We start from the raw sequence: 16,202 nt of genomic DNA, 5'->3' as shown, positions 1-16,202 counted from the left end.
CCTTGTGCAGCGGTTATTTAACCGCTTAAATTCAGGTACGATGAAAAAAGTCATGATGCGTGTCTCGGTTGTGTTTTCCGTTTTCCAGAAAGTTATCAACGTCGCCAACCGCTTGCAACATTTGAATCGCATTCCCTGAATGTGGGATAACTAGATAAATGGTCACTCTGTCCGAAGTTGCGAAGCGCGCGCATGTCACTGCGGCAACCGTGTCCAACGTTCTGCGCAATCGCGAAAAAGTCCGCCCGGAAACGGCCGACCGCGTGCTGAAAGCGATTGCTGATCTTGGCTATCGGCCCAACCTGAACGCGCGTGCGTTGGCCGAAGGCCGTTCGTCGACCTTGGCCTTGATGCTCTCCAATATATCGAACCCGTTCTATCCCGAGTTCGTGCTGGCGGCCGAGCGCGCGGCCCGCAAGGCAGGCCACTTCCTGATGGTGTGCAATACCGACGACGACGCCGAGATTGGCCGCGCTTATCTGAATCAGATCGCGGGAACGCTGGCGGACGGCGTACTCGTGATGAACACGGACATTGCCATCAACGACCTGTGCGCGTCGGCCATGCACAGCGCGCCTATCCTGCTGGCCATGTGGGAGCATCCCGAGACGCCGCCCGCCCTGCCCTGCATAGCAGTGAATTTTGCCCAGGCGGGCGCGCTGGCCGCCGGGCATCTGCTCGAACTCGGCCACCGTGAGATCGGCCTGCTGATCGGCGATGGTTGCGGCGGCTTGCAGGATGCTCGTTCCAACGGGTTTCGCGCCGCCATGCGCGAGGCCGGGATTGAAGCAGACGCCGCGGCCGTGCTGCAGATCCGCGATTCCATAGACGCGGGTTATGCCGCCTGCATGCAGTTGATGGCGAACCGGCCGCACCTCACCGCCATTTTCGCGACCAACGATCTGTTAGCGATAGGCGCGGCGCAGGCGTTGATCACGCTTGGCCGCAAGGTGCCGGATGACGTGTCGGTGATCGGCATTACGGACATCCAGCTTGCGCATCAGGTACATCCCGCTTTGACGACCGTCGCGATCCAGACCGCGGCCATAGCGGAGTTGTCTATTGATCGGCTTATCCGGCTCATTCAAGTGCCCGAAGTGCAACCGTCGATGGTCCTCGCTCCGCCGCCGAAACTGGTTGTACGTGCATCGACGGGTCCACGGCGACCGGAATCAACCTGAAGCATTCACGCATTAACGGGCGGCGTTGATATTCTTCATGCGACCATTTAGTTAGGAATGCACAAGCTATTTGTAATAGTAGCGTTATATCTTTCTATTTACTTTCATAAACCTAACAATAGTCGATAGCACCCCATATCGATGATATTTGCGGTACTTTCCTGAGAAAGTACGCCGTCGTATTACACGACGTTACTCACGCTCCTATCGTAACGATTCGGAATGCTTCGCCCCACACGATCGTTCAAAAACCTGCCTCCGGTTCGTTACACTGCGGTACGGTTTGATTCGTTCATTGGGCATCGTTGCAATTAACCCGTTGAACTTGTATGCACTCGTTTGATCACAGGGGGCTCCATCTTTTCGATACCACGCCGTGTCCGCCTACAGGCGAATGGAACCTGAAGAGCAGGCACAACGCGAATTCAAAAGTACGCCCCCGTCGTCGCCGGATCTCGGCCCAAGAGTTTCGCTGACGAACAAGAGAATAAGACCGCAGGAATGCCCGGCTGACCCAGCGAGCTTTTTTGCGGACCATGACGGAGCTTCCGTCAACTCCGGCTAAGCCGGAAATGAAAGACATGTGGCACTCGCCGGGCTGGGTTCTTTATCGGACCACCCGGTTATCCAGGGCAGAGTTTGTTTTCGGAGGGCGTAGGTATGAGTGGTATGAGCGACACCGGTTCCACGCAGGTAAAGCGCCCGAGGCGCTGGCGTTTCGTGCTGTTGTTGGCAGTGCTGGTGCTGATAGGAGTCGTGGTCGTGCATTTGCTGCGGGCCAAGAAACCGCCGCGCGCGGCCGCACCGCAAGTGGTGACGGTCTCCACCGCGACGCTCGGGTCGATGCCGGAAGTCCTGAACGAACTGGGTACGGTGACGCCCACCGCCACCGTGACCGTGCTGCCTCAACTGAGCGGATACCTGACGTCGGTCGGCTATCGCGAAGGCCAGGACGTGCAGAAAGGGCAATTCCTCGCCCAGATCGATCCGCGCCAGTATGAGATCGACAAGCAGCAGGCCGAGGCAACACTCGCCAAGGACCGGGCTTCGCTCGCGCAGGCACGCGCCGATCTCGTCCGCTTCACGCAGTTGAACGAGCGCAAGTCCATTGCCGAGCAGACCTTTGCCGACCAGCAGTTCCTCGTGCAGCAGGACGAGGCCGCGGTGAAGGCCGACCTGGCCAACATTGCGCAATTCGACCTCGACCTGGCTTATTGCCATATCATCGCGCCGGTTTCCGGGCGCGTCGGCCTGCGCCTCGTCGATCCGGGCAACTACGTGACGGCTTCGTCGTCGCCGGGTATCGTGGTCATCACCACAATGAAACCCACCACCGTGCAATTCACGGTGCCGCAAGACTCGCTCGCAAGTGTGCTGCAGCGCATGAACGGAGGCGCGAGCCTGCCGGTCACCGCCTACAGCAGCGACAACTCGAAGGAGATCGCCACCGGCACGCTCTACGCGGTCAGCAACCAGATGGCGACGAGCACGGGCACGATAACCCTGCGGGCAACGTTCCCCAACGACGACGAGGCGCTGTTCCCGAGCGAGTTCGTCAACGTCAAGCTGCTCGTCGATACCTTGCAAAATGCCGTGCTGGTACCCACGCCGGCGGTGCAAACCGGCGCGCCGGGCGACTATGTCTACCTCGTGAACACCAACAATACCGTGTCCGTGCATAAGGTCACCCTCGGCCCAAGCGACGGCAAGAACACGGTCATTACGTCGGGGCTTGCTGCAGGCAACATCGTGGTGACCGACGGCACCGACCGCTTGAGCGACGGCGCGAGTATCAAGGCGGCAGCAGCGCGGCCTGCATCGGGCGGCGCTGTTGCCGAAGCGCCGGCGTCCGGAGCGGGCGCGGCGAGCGGCGCTCAGGGTCAGCATAAGCACGCCCACGGTAGCGCCTCGGGCGCGGCTGCGGCCGACGCAGCCTCGTAGAAGCCGAACTCGTCCCCCGATGAATATCTCCCGCCTGTTTATTCTTAGACCGGTAGCCACGCTGCTGCTGATGATCGCCCTCGTATTAGTGGGCCTTGTCGCCGTGCGCGTGCTGCCGGTCTCCTCGCTGCCCAACGTCGACTATCCGACCATCCAGGTGCAGACCTTCTATCCGGGCGCGAGCCCGGACGTGATGGCCACCACGGTGACCGCGCCGCTCGAAGTGCAACTGGGCGAGATTCCCGGCTTGCAACAGATGACCTCGTACAGTTCGGACGGCGCCTCGGTCATCACGTTGCAGTTCGACCTGTCGCTGAACCTCGACGTCGCCCAGCAGAATGTCCAGCAGGCCATCAATGCGGCCAACAGCTTCCTGCCGACTGGCCTGCCCGGACCGCCGACCTATGCGAAGGTGAATCCGGCGGACCAGCCGATCCTGACGCTGGCGGTCACCTCGACATCGATGTCGCTCACGCAGTTGGAAGACGCCGCCAATAACCGCCTCGGGACGAAGATTTCGGAAGTGTCGGGCGTGGGTGTCGTCACCACCAGCGGCGGCAATGTACCCGCCGTCCGCGTGGAAGCGGACCCGCACAAGCTGGCGGCCTATGGCCTGAATATCGACGACCTGCGCACGCTGCTCAGCTACGTCAACGTCAGCCAGCCGAAGGGCAACTTCGACGGCCCGGACCTCGACTACACCATCAACGGCAACGACCAGATCAGCGATCCGAAGGACTACCTGAACACGGTGATCGCTTATCAGAATGGCGCACCGGTGTTCATGCGCGACGTCGCCAGCGTGACCTCGGCGCCCCAGGACGTCGAGCGCGGCGCCTGGTACAACGGCACGCCGGCCATCGTGCTGAACGTCCAGCGCCAGCCGGGGGCAAACGTGATTGCCACCGTCAACCAGATCATGAAGCAGTTGCCGCAGCTTGAATCAACGCTGCCGGCCGGCATGAAGGTCACGGTCGTCTCGGACAGCACGGGCGTGATCCGCTCGTCGGTATCCGACGCCGCGCTCGAACTCGGGCTGTCGATCGTGCTGGTGGTAGCGGTGATCTTCGTGTTCCTGCGTAATGTGCCGGCCACCATCATCCCGAGCATCTCGGTGCCGGTGTCGCTGATCGGCACGCTGGCCGTGATGTACCAGTTGAACTACTCCATCGACAACCTCTCGCTGATGGCGCTGATCATTGCCACCGGCTTCGTGGTGGACGACTCGATCGTGATGATCGAGAACATCGTGCGTTATCTGGAGGAAGGCAAGACGCCGCTTGAGGCCGCGCTCGAAGGCGCCGGGCAGATTGGCTTCACGATTCTCTCGCTGACCATCTCCCTGATTGCCGTGCTGATCCCGCTGCTCTTCATGGGCGGCGTGATCGGGCGTCTGTTCAGCGAATTCGCGGTGACGCTCGCGGTCACCATCGTGCTGTCTGCCGTGGTCTCGCTGACCGTGGTGCCCATGCTCTGCGCGCGTCTCTTGAAGGCCCAGGCGGAACGCCATCCGAGCCGCTTCGAGCGTATCAGCGAAGGCATCTTCGACAAGACGCTCGCCGGCTACGAACGGGGCCTGCGCTGGGTGCTGGATCATCAGGTGCTGACCCTGATGGTCGCGATCGGCACCGTCGTGCTGACCGCCGTCATGTACATCGTGATCCCGAAGGGCCTGTTCCCGGTGCAGGACGTCGGCGTGATCGAAGGGATCAGCGTGGCCGACAACTCGGTGTCCTACAAGGCGATGGTGGCGCGCCAGCGGGCGCTCGCCGATGCGATCCTGAAAGATCCGGACGTGGTCTCGCTCACCTCCTACGTGGGAATCGACGGCACCAACTCCACGCTTAACAACGGCCGTTTCCTGATCAACCTGCGCGACCACGACAAGCGTTCAGACACGGCGCAGGAGATCGCGCGGCGCCTGCAGGACGAAGTTGCCAATGTGTCCGGGATCAAGCTCTATGTGCAGCCGGAGCAGGACCTGACGCTTGACACAACGGTCTCGCCGAACCAGTACAGCTTCGTGCTGCGCGGACCGAACCAGCAGGCGTTCCAGAAGTATGTGCCGGAACTGATTGCGCGCATGAAGCAGATCCCATCGCTTGCCGATGTGCAAAGCGATATGAACTCCGACGGCTTGAGCGTGAATGTTGAAGTCAATCGGCAACTGGCCGCACGTTTCGGCATCACCCCGGCCACCGTCGACAACGCGCTCTACGACGCGCTGGGCCAGCGCATTGTCTCGACCATCTTCCAGCAGTCGGACCAGTACCGGGTGATCCTCGTCGCCAAGCCCGAGTCGCTGCCCAACGTGGAGTCGATCGGCAATATCTATCTGCCGAGCCAGACGAGCAGTACCGGCCAGGTGCCGCTCTCCGGGATCGCCAAGATCCAGATCGTCAAGTCGCCGCTGGTGATCAGCCATCTCGCGCAGTTCCCGTCCGTCACCATCTCGTTCAACCTCGCGAAGGATGCGTCGTTGAGCACGGCGGTCAGGGACGTCCACGCAGCGGAACGGGCGGTCAATCTGCCGCCGTCGATCACCTCCTCGCTGCAGGGTGCGGCGCAGGCGTTCGAGGACTCGTTATCGAGCGAGGTGTACCTGCTGATCGCCGCGCTGGTGGCGGTGTATATCGTGCTGGGCGTGCTCTATGAGAGCTTCATCCACCCGGTCACGATCCTTTCCACGCTGCCCTCCGCGGGGATCGGCGCGCTGCTCGCGCTGATGATCGCCGGCAGCGACCTCGACGTGATCGGCATCATCGGGATCGTGCTGCTGATCGGTATCGTCAAGAAGAACGCCATCATGATGGTGGACTTCGCGCTCGACGCCGAGCGCAACCATGGCAAGCCCCCGCGCGAGGCGATCTTCGAGGCGTCGCTGCTGCGCTTCAGGCCGATCCTGATGACGACGCTCGCGGCCATGCTCGGCGCCCTGCCCATGCTGCTCGGCAGCGGCACGGGTTCGGAGCTGCGCCGCCCGCTGGGTCTGGCGATCATCGGCGGCCTGACCGTGAGCCAGGTGCTCACGCTCTTCACCACGCCGGTCATCTATCTGTTCTTCGACCGGATGGCGGAGCGCACGAGGCGCTGGCGTAATCGCAACAAACCTCAAGCGCCTGACATGCCGCCGGTTCCGGAGGAGGGTACGCCGTGAACATATCGGCGTTATTTATCCGGCGCCCGGTCGCGACCACGCTTCTGGCCATTGCGATCCTGATCTCCGGGGCCCTCGCCTATTTCCAGTTGCCTGTCGCGCCGCTGCCGAATATCGCTTTCCCGGTGATCGTGGTGCAGGCCCAGATGGCGGGCGCGAGCCCGAACATCATGGCCTCCACCGTGGCCGAACCGCTCGAGCGGCGGCTCGGCACGATTGCCGACGTGGAAGAGCTGACCTCGATCAGCTATGTCGGCTCGTCCATGATCGTGGTCGAGTTCGGGCTGAACCGCGATATCAACGGCGCCGCCCGCGACGTCGAGGCGGCTATCCAGGCAGCGCGTGCAGACTTGCCGACCACCTTGCGCAGCAATCCGACCTATCGCCAGTACAACCCGGCGGATTCGCCCATCATGGTGCTCGCGCTGACCTCGGACACGCTCACCAAGGCGCAGCTCTATGACTCCGCGGATTCCGTGATCCAGCAGCAACTCTCGCAGGTGAACGGTGTCGGCCAGATCACGCTAGGCGGCGGCGCGTTGCCGTCGGTGCGTGTCGAGTTGCAGCCGGGCAAACTGAACAGCTACGGCCTCGGCCTCGAAGATGTGCGCGCGGCCATCAGCGCGGCCAACGCCAACAGCGCGAAGGGCCACCTCGACGAGGGTGACCAGCGCTATGTGATCTTGTCCAACGACCAGATCAACAAGGCGGCGCCTTACCGCGACCTGGTGGTCGCCTACCGCAACGGCGCGCCTGTGCTGCTGCGCGATGTCGCCCAGGTCAGGGACTCCAACGAAAATATCCGCAACGCCGGGCTCTATAACGGCAAGTCGGCAGTGCTGGTGATCGTCTATCCAATGCCCGGCAGTAATATCGTCAATACGGTCAGGCAGATCAGGAATGTCCTGCCGGCAATCGAGGCGACACTGCCGAGCAGCGTCCACGTCAACGTGGCGGTCGACCGGTCGGAATCGGTCCGGGCGTCGGTGGGAGATACCGAGCGCACGCTGTTCATCGCCGTGCTGCTGGTGGTCGGCGTGGTGTTTATCTTCCTGCAGTCGCCGCGCGCCACGCTGGTGCCGGCGGTGGCGTTGCCGCTGTCTATCGTCGGCACCTTCGGGCCGATGTACCTGCTCGGCTACAGCATCGACAACCTCTCGCTGATGGCGCTCACGATCGGCACCGGCTTCGTGGTGGACGATGCGGTCGTGGTGCTGGAAAACATCACGCGCCACCTCGAACTGGGCCTGAGTCCGGAAGAGGCTGCGCTGAAAGGCAGTGGCGAAGTAGGCTTCACGGTGATCTCGATGAGCCTCTCGCTGATCGCAGTGTTCCTGCCTATCCTGCTGATGCCGGGCATCGTCGGTCTGCTGTTCCATGAGCTCGCGGTGACGCTGTCCATCGCGATCCTGATCTCGCTTGTGATCTCGCTCACGGTCACGCCGGCCATGTGCGCGTACGTGCTGAGCCGCGAGCACGCCGGCCATTCAAAGGCCCGCTGGGCGACCTGGGTCGAGGCGCTATTCGATCGTTTCAAGAACGCCTACTCGCGTTCGCTCACCGCCGTGCTGGACCATTCGCTGCTGGTGATCCTGTTGCTGATCGGCCTGCTGGTGGCGAACGTCTTCCTGTTCAAGCTGCTGCCCGCTACCTTCTTCCCGGAGCAGGACACGGGCATCCTGATCGGGCAGATCATCGCCGACCAGAGCATCTCCTTCCCGGCGATGGAAAAGAAGCTCGCCCAGTTGCAAGCGATCGTGCAGAAGGACCCGGCGGTCGCCTCGGTGGCCGGCTTTACCGGCGGCCGCGCGCTGAACACGGCGAACGTGTTTATTGAACTCAAGCCACTGGCCCAGCGGCATGTGACCGCGACCGAAGTGGTCAACCGCCTGCGGCCCAAGCTCAACGGAGTCTCCGGCGCGCGGCTTTTCCTGCAGGCGCAGCAGGATCTGCGAATCGGCGGGCGGCAGTCGGCTGCCGAATACCAGTACACGCTGACGAGCGATGATTCCGCCGCGCTGTTCGAGTGGACGCCCAAGCTCGTGACTGCGCTCAACAAGGATCGCAGCCAGCTGATCGACGTCAACTCGGACCTGCAGCAAAATGGTCTGCAGACCTACATCAATTTCAACCGCGCCACGGCGGCCCGCTACGGCTTCGCGCCGAACCAGATCGACAACGTGCTGTATGACGCGTTCGGCCAACGGACGGTATCGACCATCTACAACGCGCTTAACCAGTACTTCGTGGTGATGGAGGTGGCGCCGCAGTACTGGCAATATCCGCAGACGCTCAAGCAGATTTTCATGAGCACGGCGGCCGGCAATCCGACCGGCTCGGAGCAGACGCAAATGCCGGGCGGCACGGTCACCGGCGTGACGGCCGCGAGCGCAGTCAGCACGGCGTCGAGCGCGTCGTCGAGCACCAACTCGCTGAACTCGAACGCGCAAGCCAATGCGACCAACAACAGCATCTCCAACAGCAAGGGCGGCAGTTCGAGCGGCAGCGCGGACAGCACCTCGGCCGAGACGATGGTGCCGTTGCCGGCGCTCGCCAGCTACGTCAACAACCATACGTCGACCCAGGTGAACCATCAGAGCGGGCTGGTCGCCGCAACGATCTCCTTCAACCTCCCCGCCGGCGGATCGCTCAGCAAGGCTCAAGAGGCGCTTGAGAACGCGGAACGCGAAATCGGCATGCCGGCCAGCGTCCACGGTGCGTTCGCTGGCGCGGCGCAAGCCTACGCGCAGTCAATGGGCACCATCCCGTTGCTGATCCTCGCTGCGCTGGGTGTGGTCTACATCGTCCTGGGGATACTCTATGAAAGTTCGATTCACCCGCTCACGATCTTGTCGACGCTGCCCTCGGCCGGTATCGGCGCCACCCTCGCCCTGCTGATTTTCGGCACGCCGTTCTCGGTGATCGCGTTGATCGGCATGATTCTTCTGATCGGTATCGTCAAGAAGAACGGCATCATGATGGTGGACGTGGCGATCCAGATGCAACGCAACGAAGGCATGGCGGCCAAGGAGGCGATTCATGCCGCCGCCGTCGTGCGTCTGCGGCCGATCATGATGACCACGTTCGCCGCCGTGCTCGGCGCGGTGCCGCTCGCAATCGGGATCGGCCAGGGCGCGTCGCTGCGCCAGCCGCTGGGTATCACCGTGATGGGCGGCCTGATCCTGAGCCAGGTCTTTACGCTGTACACCACACCGGTGATCTACCTGTACCTGGACCGGTTGCGCTTCAAGCTCGTCAAGTGGTCTTCCGGACTGCCGTGGAACCGGCAAGAGGAACAAATGGGGCCGCCGGAGCAATCGGGGCAAACGGATACGAAGGCATGAAGATGAAGATTCCCTGCAAACCACTGGCCGCCGCGGCGGCCCTCCTGCTCGGCGGCTGCATGGTCGGCCCGGACTATCACCGCCCGCAGGTCAGCGTCCCTGCGACCTTCCGCGAACTGCGTGGCTGGACCCAGGCCGAGCCAAACGCCGACGGGCCCAAGGGTGCGTGGTGGACCGGCTTCAACGATCCGCTGCTTGACCAGCTCGAACCGCTGGTGGTGGTGTCCAACCAGACCGTGGCCCAGGACTATGCCAACTATCAGGAGGCGCTCGCCGAAGTGAAGGTTGCACGCTCCGGCCTGTTCCCGACGATTGGCGTGACCGGCTCGGGCACCCGGCAGCGCAGCGGCACCGGTACGGCCGGCTCAAGCGCGAGCCGCAGTTTCGGCGGCATACAGCCGGTGAACAACTCGGCCTCGCTCGAGGGCAATGTCAGTTGGGCGCCCGACCTGTGGGGCTCGGTGCGCCGTACGATTGAACAGAATGCCGCGACCGCGCAGGCCAGTGAAGCGACGCTCGCGAATGCGACGCTCTCCGAGCAGATTGCGCTCGCGACCGCCGTGATCGAATTGCGTACCAGCGACGCCAATATCGACCTGCTGCAGCAAACGGTCAAAGCGTTCCAGCACTTCCTGGACGTGGTGTCCGACCAGGACAAGTTCGGCACCATTGCGCCTTCCGACGTAGTGACCGCGCGCACCCAGCTCGAAACCGCGCAGTCGAGCCTGATCGCGCTCGGCGTGTCGCGCGCCCAATCCGAGCATGCCATTGCGGTACTGGTCGGCAAGAACCCCGAGGACCTGGTCATCCCGCACAGCACGGCAATGCCCACCTTGCCGGCGATTCCGGTTGGCGTTCCCTCAACCTTGCTGCAGCGCCGGCCAGATATAGCGACGGCCGAACGCCAGATGGCGTCCGAGAATGCCGCGATCGGAGTCGCGGTCGCGGCGTACTACCCGACAGTGTCGCTGTCCGCGCTGGACGGCTTCACGCAGTCGCCGTTGGGCGGCTTGCTGCACGTGGCCAATTACGTCTGGTCGCTGGGCGGCAGCGCCACTGAAACGATCTTCGACGGCGGCGAGCGCAGCGGCGAAGTCGCGGCGGCCAAGGCGGCCTACCAGTCGGCCGTCGCCAATTACCGTGGCACCGTGCTGACCGCGTTCGAAGATGTCGAGAATGACCTGTCCGGCTTGCGTATCCTGGCCGAGCAGTCCGACGCGCTGGATGCCGCCGTGCGCGATGCAACGCACGGCTCCGAGATTGCCTTCAACGAGTATCAGGCCGGCACGGTGGACTACACCACCGTGGCGACCAGCCTGGCGACCCAGTTGAGCAATCAGCAAACCGCATTGAACGTGCAGGAGTCGCGGCTGCTCGATGCCGCCTCGCTGATCGGCGACCTGGGCGGCGGCTGGTCGGACAGCGCACTGCACGATCCGCGGCATCCGGTGGAAGCGGCAAGTGCGGCGAGCCCGGCAAGCGAGGCAACTCAGGCCGCTCAGTAGCGCGAAGGGATAGGCCATGCGGGCTCATTGGCGACGCTTCCTACCGATGCGTATGTCCAAGGCCCGGTTGCGCCGGCGCATTGCTGCCGGGGGCCTGCTCCGTTGCGAGCGTGTTCCCCGAGGCGGGGAAGACAATCAACATCAATACGACTCCCGCCATCAATACGACTGCAAGGCCGATCAGCCCGAACTCCGCGCTTCCCGTCTGCATCTTGGTCCAGCCCACGAATGCCGGGCTCACGAAGCCGCCCGTGCCACCGAGACTCGTAATCATCGCAATCCCGCCTGCCGCCGACGAGCGTGGCAGGAACGTATGCGGGATCGTCCAGAACACGACAAAGCAGCCATACGATGCCGCTGCCGCCAGCGCAAGCAGGCACACGCCGATCGTGACGTTATGGCCCGCGGCAGGCAATAATGCAAAAGCGAGCGCCGTCACGGCCGCGCTGCCCGCCACGTGCCAGCGGCGCTCCATCATCCGGTCGGAGCTCGCGCCAACAACGTAGGTCCCGATCGCCGCCGCGATGAACACGAGCGCCGACAGCAATCCGACATCGAGCACGTTGGCCACGCCCAGATCACGAATAATGGTCGGCGCCCAGAAGCCGATTGCATTGAATGGCATCATCACGGCGAAGTAGACGATCGCCGCGAGATAGACGCGCGGATTGGCGAGCGCGCCGCGCAGTCCGTCGAGATGACCCGAGTGCTTCGACGTTTCGTCGGCGAGGAGTTCGCGCGAGATCAACGCCTTCTCGCGGCCGCTGAGCCAGCGGACGTCCGCAGGCGAATCGCCGAGAAAGAAGAACGCGAAGATGCCGAGCGTGACAGCGGGCACGCCTTCCAGAAGGAAGAGCCACTGCCAGCCGGGCAAGCCGCCCACCCCCGCCAGCCGCGTCATGATGAACCCCGACATCGGGCCACCAATAATCCCCGCCACGGCGGTGGCCATCATCAGGAACGCGATCACGCGCGCGCGCCGGGCACCGGGAAACCAGCAGCCCAGATAGAAGATGATCCCCGGAAAGAAGCCCGCTTCGGTGACACCCAGCAGGAACCGCATGGCGTAGAACTGCGTCGGTGTGCGAACGAACATCATCAGGCTTGACGCGAGGCCCCACGCGAACATGATGCGCAAGAGCGTGCGTCGCGCGCCGACTCGTTGCATCCAGAGATTGCTCGGCACCTCGAAGAGCACATAGCCGATAAAGAAAAGGCCGGCGCCCAGGCCGTACGTCGACTCTGAAAACCCGAGGTCATGCATGAACTGCAGCTTGGCGAAGCTGATGTTCACACGGTCGATATAGCTGATCACGTAGCAGAGAAAAAGCAGCGGAATCAGCCGGAAAAACACCTTTCGATAAGTGCGCTCGACTTCGTCGGGTGTAGTGTCGCCCGAGGTCGCTGCGCCGGGTTGCGGTTGGTTATTCATGATGGTCTCGCGAAGAATGCGAACTGACTTGGACGTCGCGGTGTACCCGCGACGTCCGGTTTCAAAGCGGTCAGGCAAGCCCCGCGACACTATCCGTCGACGACAGCGTGAGCGTTTTTCTGAACCTCGTCCACAACCGCCTCGCGCTTCGGCAGGCAGCGCGCAAGGGCATCGCCCGCGCGCACGCCCTTGCCCGCAGGCAGGACGAAAAGCGGATTGATGTCGAACTCCTTCAGGCCCGGTTCGAGGTCAAGCGCCATTGCGGACATTGCAACAATTGCGTCCGCCAGCGCATCGATATCGCCCGGCGGTTTGCCGCGCGCGCCGTTGAGTATTGCGACCACGCGCAGTTCGCGGATCATCGCGTGCGCGTCGGCGTGCGAGACCGGCGCGAGGCGCCACGCCACATCCTTCAGCACCTCGGCGTAGATCCCGCCGAGTCCACACATCACGGCTGGTCCGAACGACGGATCGTTCTCGATACCAACGATCATCTCCACCGCATCGCGGATCTCTTCCTGCACGAGCACACCGTCGATCCTCGCGCCGGGAACATGGCGCCGCGCGTTTGCGACGATTTCATCGAACGCGGCCATCAGCATTGCCTCATCGCGAATGCCGACGCGCACCGCGCCTGCTTCGGTCTTGTGCGGGATGTCGGGCGACTGGACCTTGATGACAAGCGGAAAGCCGATCGAGCGCGCGATCGACCGCGCTTCATCGCGGTTGATCGCCAGCACGCCCTTGGGGGTATCGATGCCATAGTGCGCGAGGAGCGCCTGCGCTGTGTGCTCCGTCAGATTACCCGAGCTCTCGGCGAGCAACGCGTGCGCTTGCCTGACATGACGACGCAAAGGCGCCGGTGCGAGTCGTGCAGCCTCCCGGGCGCGGCGTGCTTGTGCATAGTTTGAGAGCACCGCGAACGCGCGCCCGCAGCGCACGGGCGTTGCATAGAGTGGTACGCCGCTCTGCTCGATCACGTCGTACGCTTCGCTCGCCATATCGCGGCGCGCATTCCAGGCGAGCATCATCGGCTTGTCGGTCGCGCGGTAGACACGCTGAATCGCTTCAGCCATCGCGAGCGCAACGTCGCCGCTTGCAGCCGCCGCCATGATCGCGATCGAATCGATGCCGGGATCGTCGGCGATGATCTGCAAGGCATCGGCAAATATCTTCGGCTCGGCAAGGATGCCCGCGGTCAGGTCAACGGGATTATTCAGTGATGCGAACGATGGCACGATAGGCTCGAGCGCGGCAAGCGTCTGCGCAGACAGCGGCGGAAGCGTCATGCCCCGTTCGCTGCATGCATCGGTGATCAGGATGCCGGCGCCGCCCGAGAGCGTGACGACGGCGATCCGGTGACCGCGCGGAAGGCGTTTCGCCTCGAACGCCTTCGCGTAGTCGCCGAGATCGGCCACGTCGGTGACTTCGATCACGCCCGTCTGACGGAACGCGGTGCGATACAGCGTCGAGGCGCCGCCAAGATTCGCCGTGTGCGAAGCGGCCGCCTTGGCGCCATCGGTGGTATTGCCGACCTTCCACGCAAGCAGCGGTTTGCCTGCATCGAGCGCGCGGGTCGCAACTTCGACAAGCCGGCGCGCATCCTTCAATCCTTCGATATACGTAGCAATCAGCGACGTTTTCGTATCGTCGATGCAGGCGTCGACGAGGTCGAGCAAGCTCACGTCGGCTTCGTTGCCGGTCGTAATGAAATGCCGCAAGCCGATGCCGAGTTCGTCCGCCATGAGCAACAGCGCGCAGCCGAATCCGCCGCTCTGCGAGATCAATGAGAGACCGCCGGGCCGGTAGTCGACGCCAAACGGCGCACCGAAACCCGCGTAGACGCCGGTGTCCGTGCTGACGAGACCCTGACAATTCGGGCCGATGATTCGAAGGCCAAAAGCCTTGGCGATCTCCGTGCATTCACGCTGCAGCGCAGCGCCTGCTTCCCCCGCCTCCGCGAAGCCCGAGCTATAGACGATCGCGTAGCGGATGCCCTTCTCCCCACACTGGCGCAACATGTCCGGCACACGCCGCGCGGCGACGAGGATCAGCGCGAGGTCGGGCGTGGCGGGCAGACTTTCGATGCTCGCGTAACATGCGACCCCTGCGATTTCAGCGTATTTGGGGTTCACCGGATACAGCGCGCCTTGATAGCCGTGCTGCATGAGATAGCGCATCGGCTGGCCGCTGATCGACTTAGGATCGTTCGACGCACCGATGATCGCGATCGACCGTGGACTGACCAGCCGTTCGATATCGAGCGCGCATGGTGCCTTCGTGGCGGCGCTCATGCGGCACGCGCAGCGGTCGTGCCGACGCTGTCCTTCGCCCGTGTTTCTTCAGCCAGCGCTTCTTTCGCCTGTGCCGCGCGCCGCAACGTAATCTTCGCGATGTTCAACTGATGGATCTGCGTGGTGCCTTCGTAGATACGAAATGCGCGGACATCGCGATAGAACCGTTCCACTGCATTGCCCGCGAGATAACCGCGTCCGCCGAGCATCTGCACGGCCCGGTCCGCGACCCGCCCGCACATCTCGGAGGCGAACATCTTGCACATTGATGCTTCCAGCGCGACGTCCTCGCCGGCATCGCGTTTGCGCGCGGTGTCGAGAATCATCGAACGGGCGGCATAGATCTCCGTCTGGCACTCGGCTATCAATGCCTGCACGAGCTGGAAGTCGGAGACTGGCCGGCCGAACTGCTCGCGAGTGGACGTACAAGCGACCGCTTCGTCGAGCATGCGGATAGCGGGCCCCGTGCACAGCGCGGCGAGGTGGATGCGCTGCTTGTTCAGCACTTTCATTGTCGTGCGAAATCCCTGCCCTTCCTTTGCGCCGATCAGGTTCGCTGCCGGGACGCGGCACGCTTTGAAATGCACGTCGCCGACGGGAGAACCGGCCTGCCCCATCTTCTGATACGGCTCGCTTGTCGAGAGGCCGGGCGTGCCGCGCTCGACCAGGAACGCGGAGATGCCGCCTGCGCCCGGGATTGACGGATCGGTACGGGCCATGACCGTGAAGAGGTCGGCAATGGGCGCATTCGTGATGAAACACTTGGCTCCGTCGAGTACATAGTGGTCGCCGTCGCGCCGAGCGGTTGTCTTTAGCGCGGTCGCGTCGGACCCGGCATCCGGTTCGGTCAGCGCGAACGCGCCCGTCATCGCGCCCGATGCGAGGAGCGGCAGGTAACGCTGCTTTTGCTCGTCGGTACCGTCCGCGACAAGCGCCTCGGAGCCGATGCCCGTGTTCGTTCCGACGCGCGCTCGAAACGCCACCGACGCTTGCGAAAGCGCGAATGCGCCGCGAACAAGTTGTTCTGTCGACAAGCCCGCGCCGCCGAAATCGCGCGGGATGCTCCAGCCAAAGTAGCCGAGGCCGCGCATTCGCTCGACGAGATCCGCGGGCACCTGATCCGCCTGCTCGATCTCGTTCTCGCGCGGAATCGCCTCTTCCCGCACGAAGCGCGCTACGTCGGCGAGTAATGCATCGAATTCGCCGTCGAATTCAAGTATTTGTCTGCTCATTGCTGTCTCCGTCATGTGTTCGGCTTATGGCTTCACTATCGAACTTTTCGAACTAAAAGGCGCTTGGTGTTCGACTATGCTGAACAGAGTTTGGATATGCGGAACACGGGGAGCAA

Annotated in this window: 8 protein-coding genes; 5 read left to right on the top strand and 3 right to left on the bottom strand. The window is 63.1% G+C overall.

Going from position 1 to position 16,202, the window contains the following annotated elements; all coding sequences use genetic code 11:
* The first annotated feature begins 158 nt into the window (after positions 1 to 158).
* The 5 genes from ACSQ36_RS39235 to ACSQ36_RS39215 all read left to right on the top strand — a co-directional run bounded on the left by ACSQ36_RS39235 (position 159) and on the right by ACSQ36_RS39215 (position 11,128).
* Entirely contained in the window at positions 159 to 1,181 is a 1,023-nt protein-coding gene (locus ACSQ36_RS39235; RefSeq protein ID WP_436186269.1) for a LacI family DNA-binding transcriptional regulator, read from the top strand.
* 669 nt (positions 1,182 to 1,850) lie between these two features.
* Positions 1,851 to 3,122, top strand: a complete 1,272-nt coding sequence (locus ACSQ36_RS39230; RefSeq protein ID WP_436186483.1) for an efflux RND transporter periplasmic adaptor subunit — start codon at positions 1,851 to 1,853, stop codon at positions 3,120 to 3,122.
* Between the two features lie 19 nt (positions 3,123 to 3,141).
* Entirely contained in the window at positions 3,142 to 6,279 is a 3,138-nt protein-coding gene (locus ACSQ36_RS39225; RefSeq protein WP_213762797.1) for an efflux RND transporter permease subunit, read from the top strand.
* Positions 6,276 to 9,623, top strand: coding sequence for an efflux RND transporter permease subunit (locus ACSQ36_RS39220; protein WP_436186268.1), 3,348 nt, complete (start codon positions 6,276 to 6,278; stop codon positions 9,621 to 9,623). Before ACSQ36_RS39225 ends, ACSQ36_RS39220 begins: the two co-directional genes overlap by 4 nt.
* Positions 9,620 to 11,128: an efflux transporter outer membrane subunit gene (locus ACSQ36_RS39215; RefSeq protein ID WP_436186267.1), complete on the top strand. Its 1,509-nt coding sequence runs from the start codon at positions 9,620 to 9,622 to the stop codon at positions 11,126 to 11,128. Before ACSQ36_RS39220 ends, ACSQ36_RS39215 begins: the two co-directional genes overlap by 4 nt.
* 40 nt (positions 11,129 to 11,168) lie before the next feature.
* On the opposite strand, the gene ACSQ36_RS39210 is transcribed toward ACSQ36_RS39215, so the two are convergent.
* The 3 genes from ACSQ36_RS39210 to ACSQ36_RS39200 all read right to left on the bottom strand — a co-directional run bounded on the left by ACSQ36_RS39210 (position 11,169) and on the right by ACSQ36_RS39200 (position 16,086).
* Positions 11,169 to 12,560: an MFS transporter gene (locus ACSQ36_RS39210; protein ID WP_436186266.1), complete on the bottom strand. Its 1,392-nt coding sequence runs from the start codon at positions 12,558 to 12,560 to the stop codon at positions 11,169 to 11,171.
* Positions 12,561 to 12,649: 89 nt separating this feature from the next.
* The gene (locus tag ACSQ36_RS39205) at positions 12,650 to 14,854 is read right to left on the bottom strand and encodes an acetate--CoA ligase family protein (protein ID WP_436186265.1); all 2,205 of its coding nucleotides are present in this window, start codon (positions 14,852 to 14,854) and stop codon (positions 12,650 to 12,652) included.
* The gene (locus ACSQ36_RS39200; protein WP_436186264.1) at positions 14,851 to 16,086 is read right to left on the bottom strand and encodes an acyl-CoA dehydrogenase family protein; all 1,236 of its coding nucleotides are present in this window, start codon (positions 16,084 to 16,086) and stop codon (positions 14,851 to 14,853) included. The genes ACSQ36_RS39205 and ACSQ36_RS39200 overlap by 4 nt, the downstream gene beginning before the upstream one ends.
* Positions 16,087 to 16,202 lie beyond the last annotated feature (116 nt).

This window comes from Caballeronia sp. LjRoot34 (assembly GCF_964253815.1).
Taxonomy (GTDB): Bacteria; Pseudomonadota; Gammaproteobacteria; order Burkholderiales; family Burkholderiaceae; genus Caballeronia.
The sequence above is the reverse complement of the archived record's forward strand: the minus strand, read 5'-3'. Positions and strand labels throughout refer to the sequence as shown.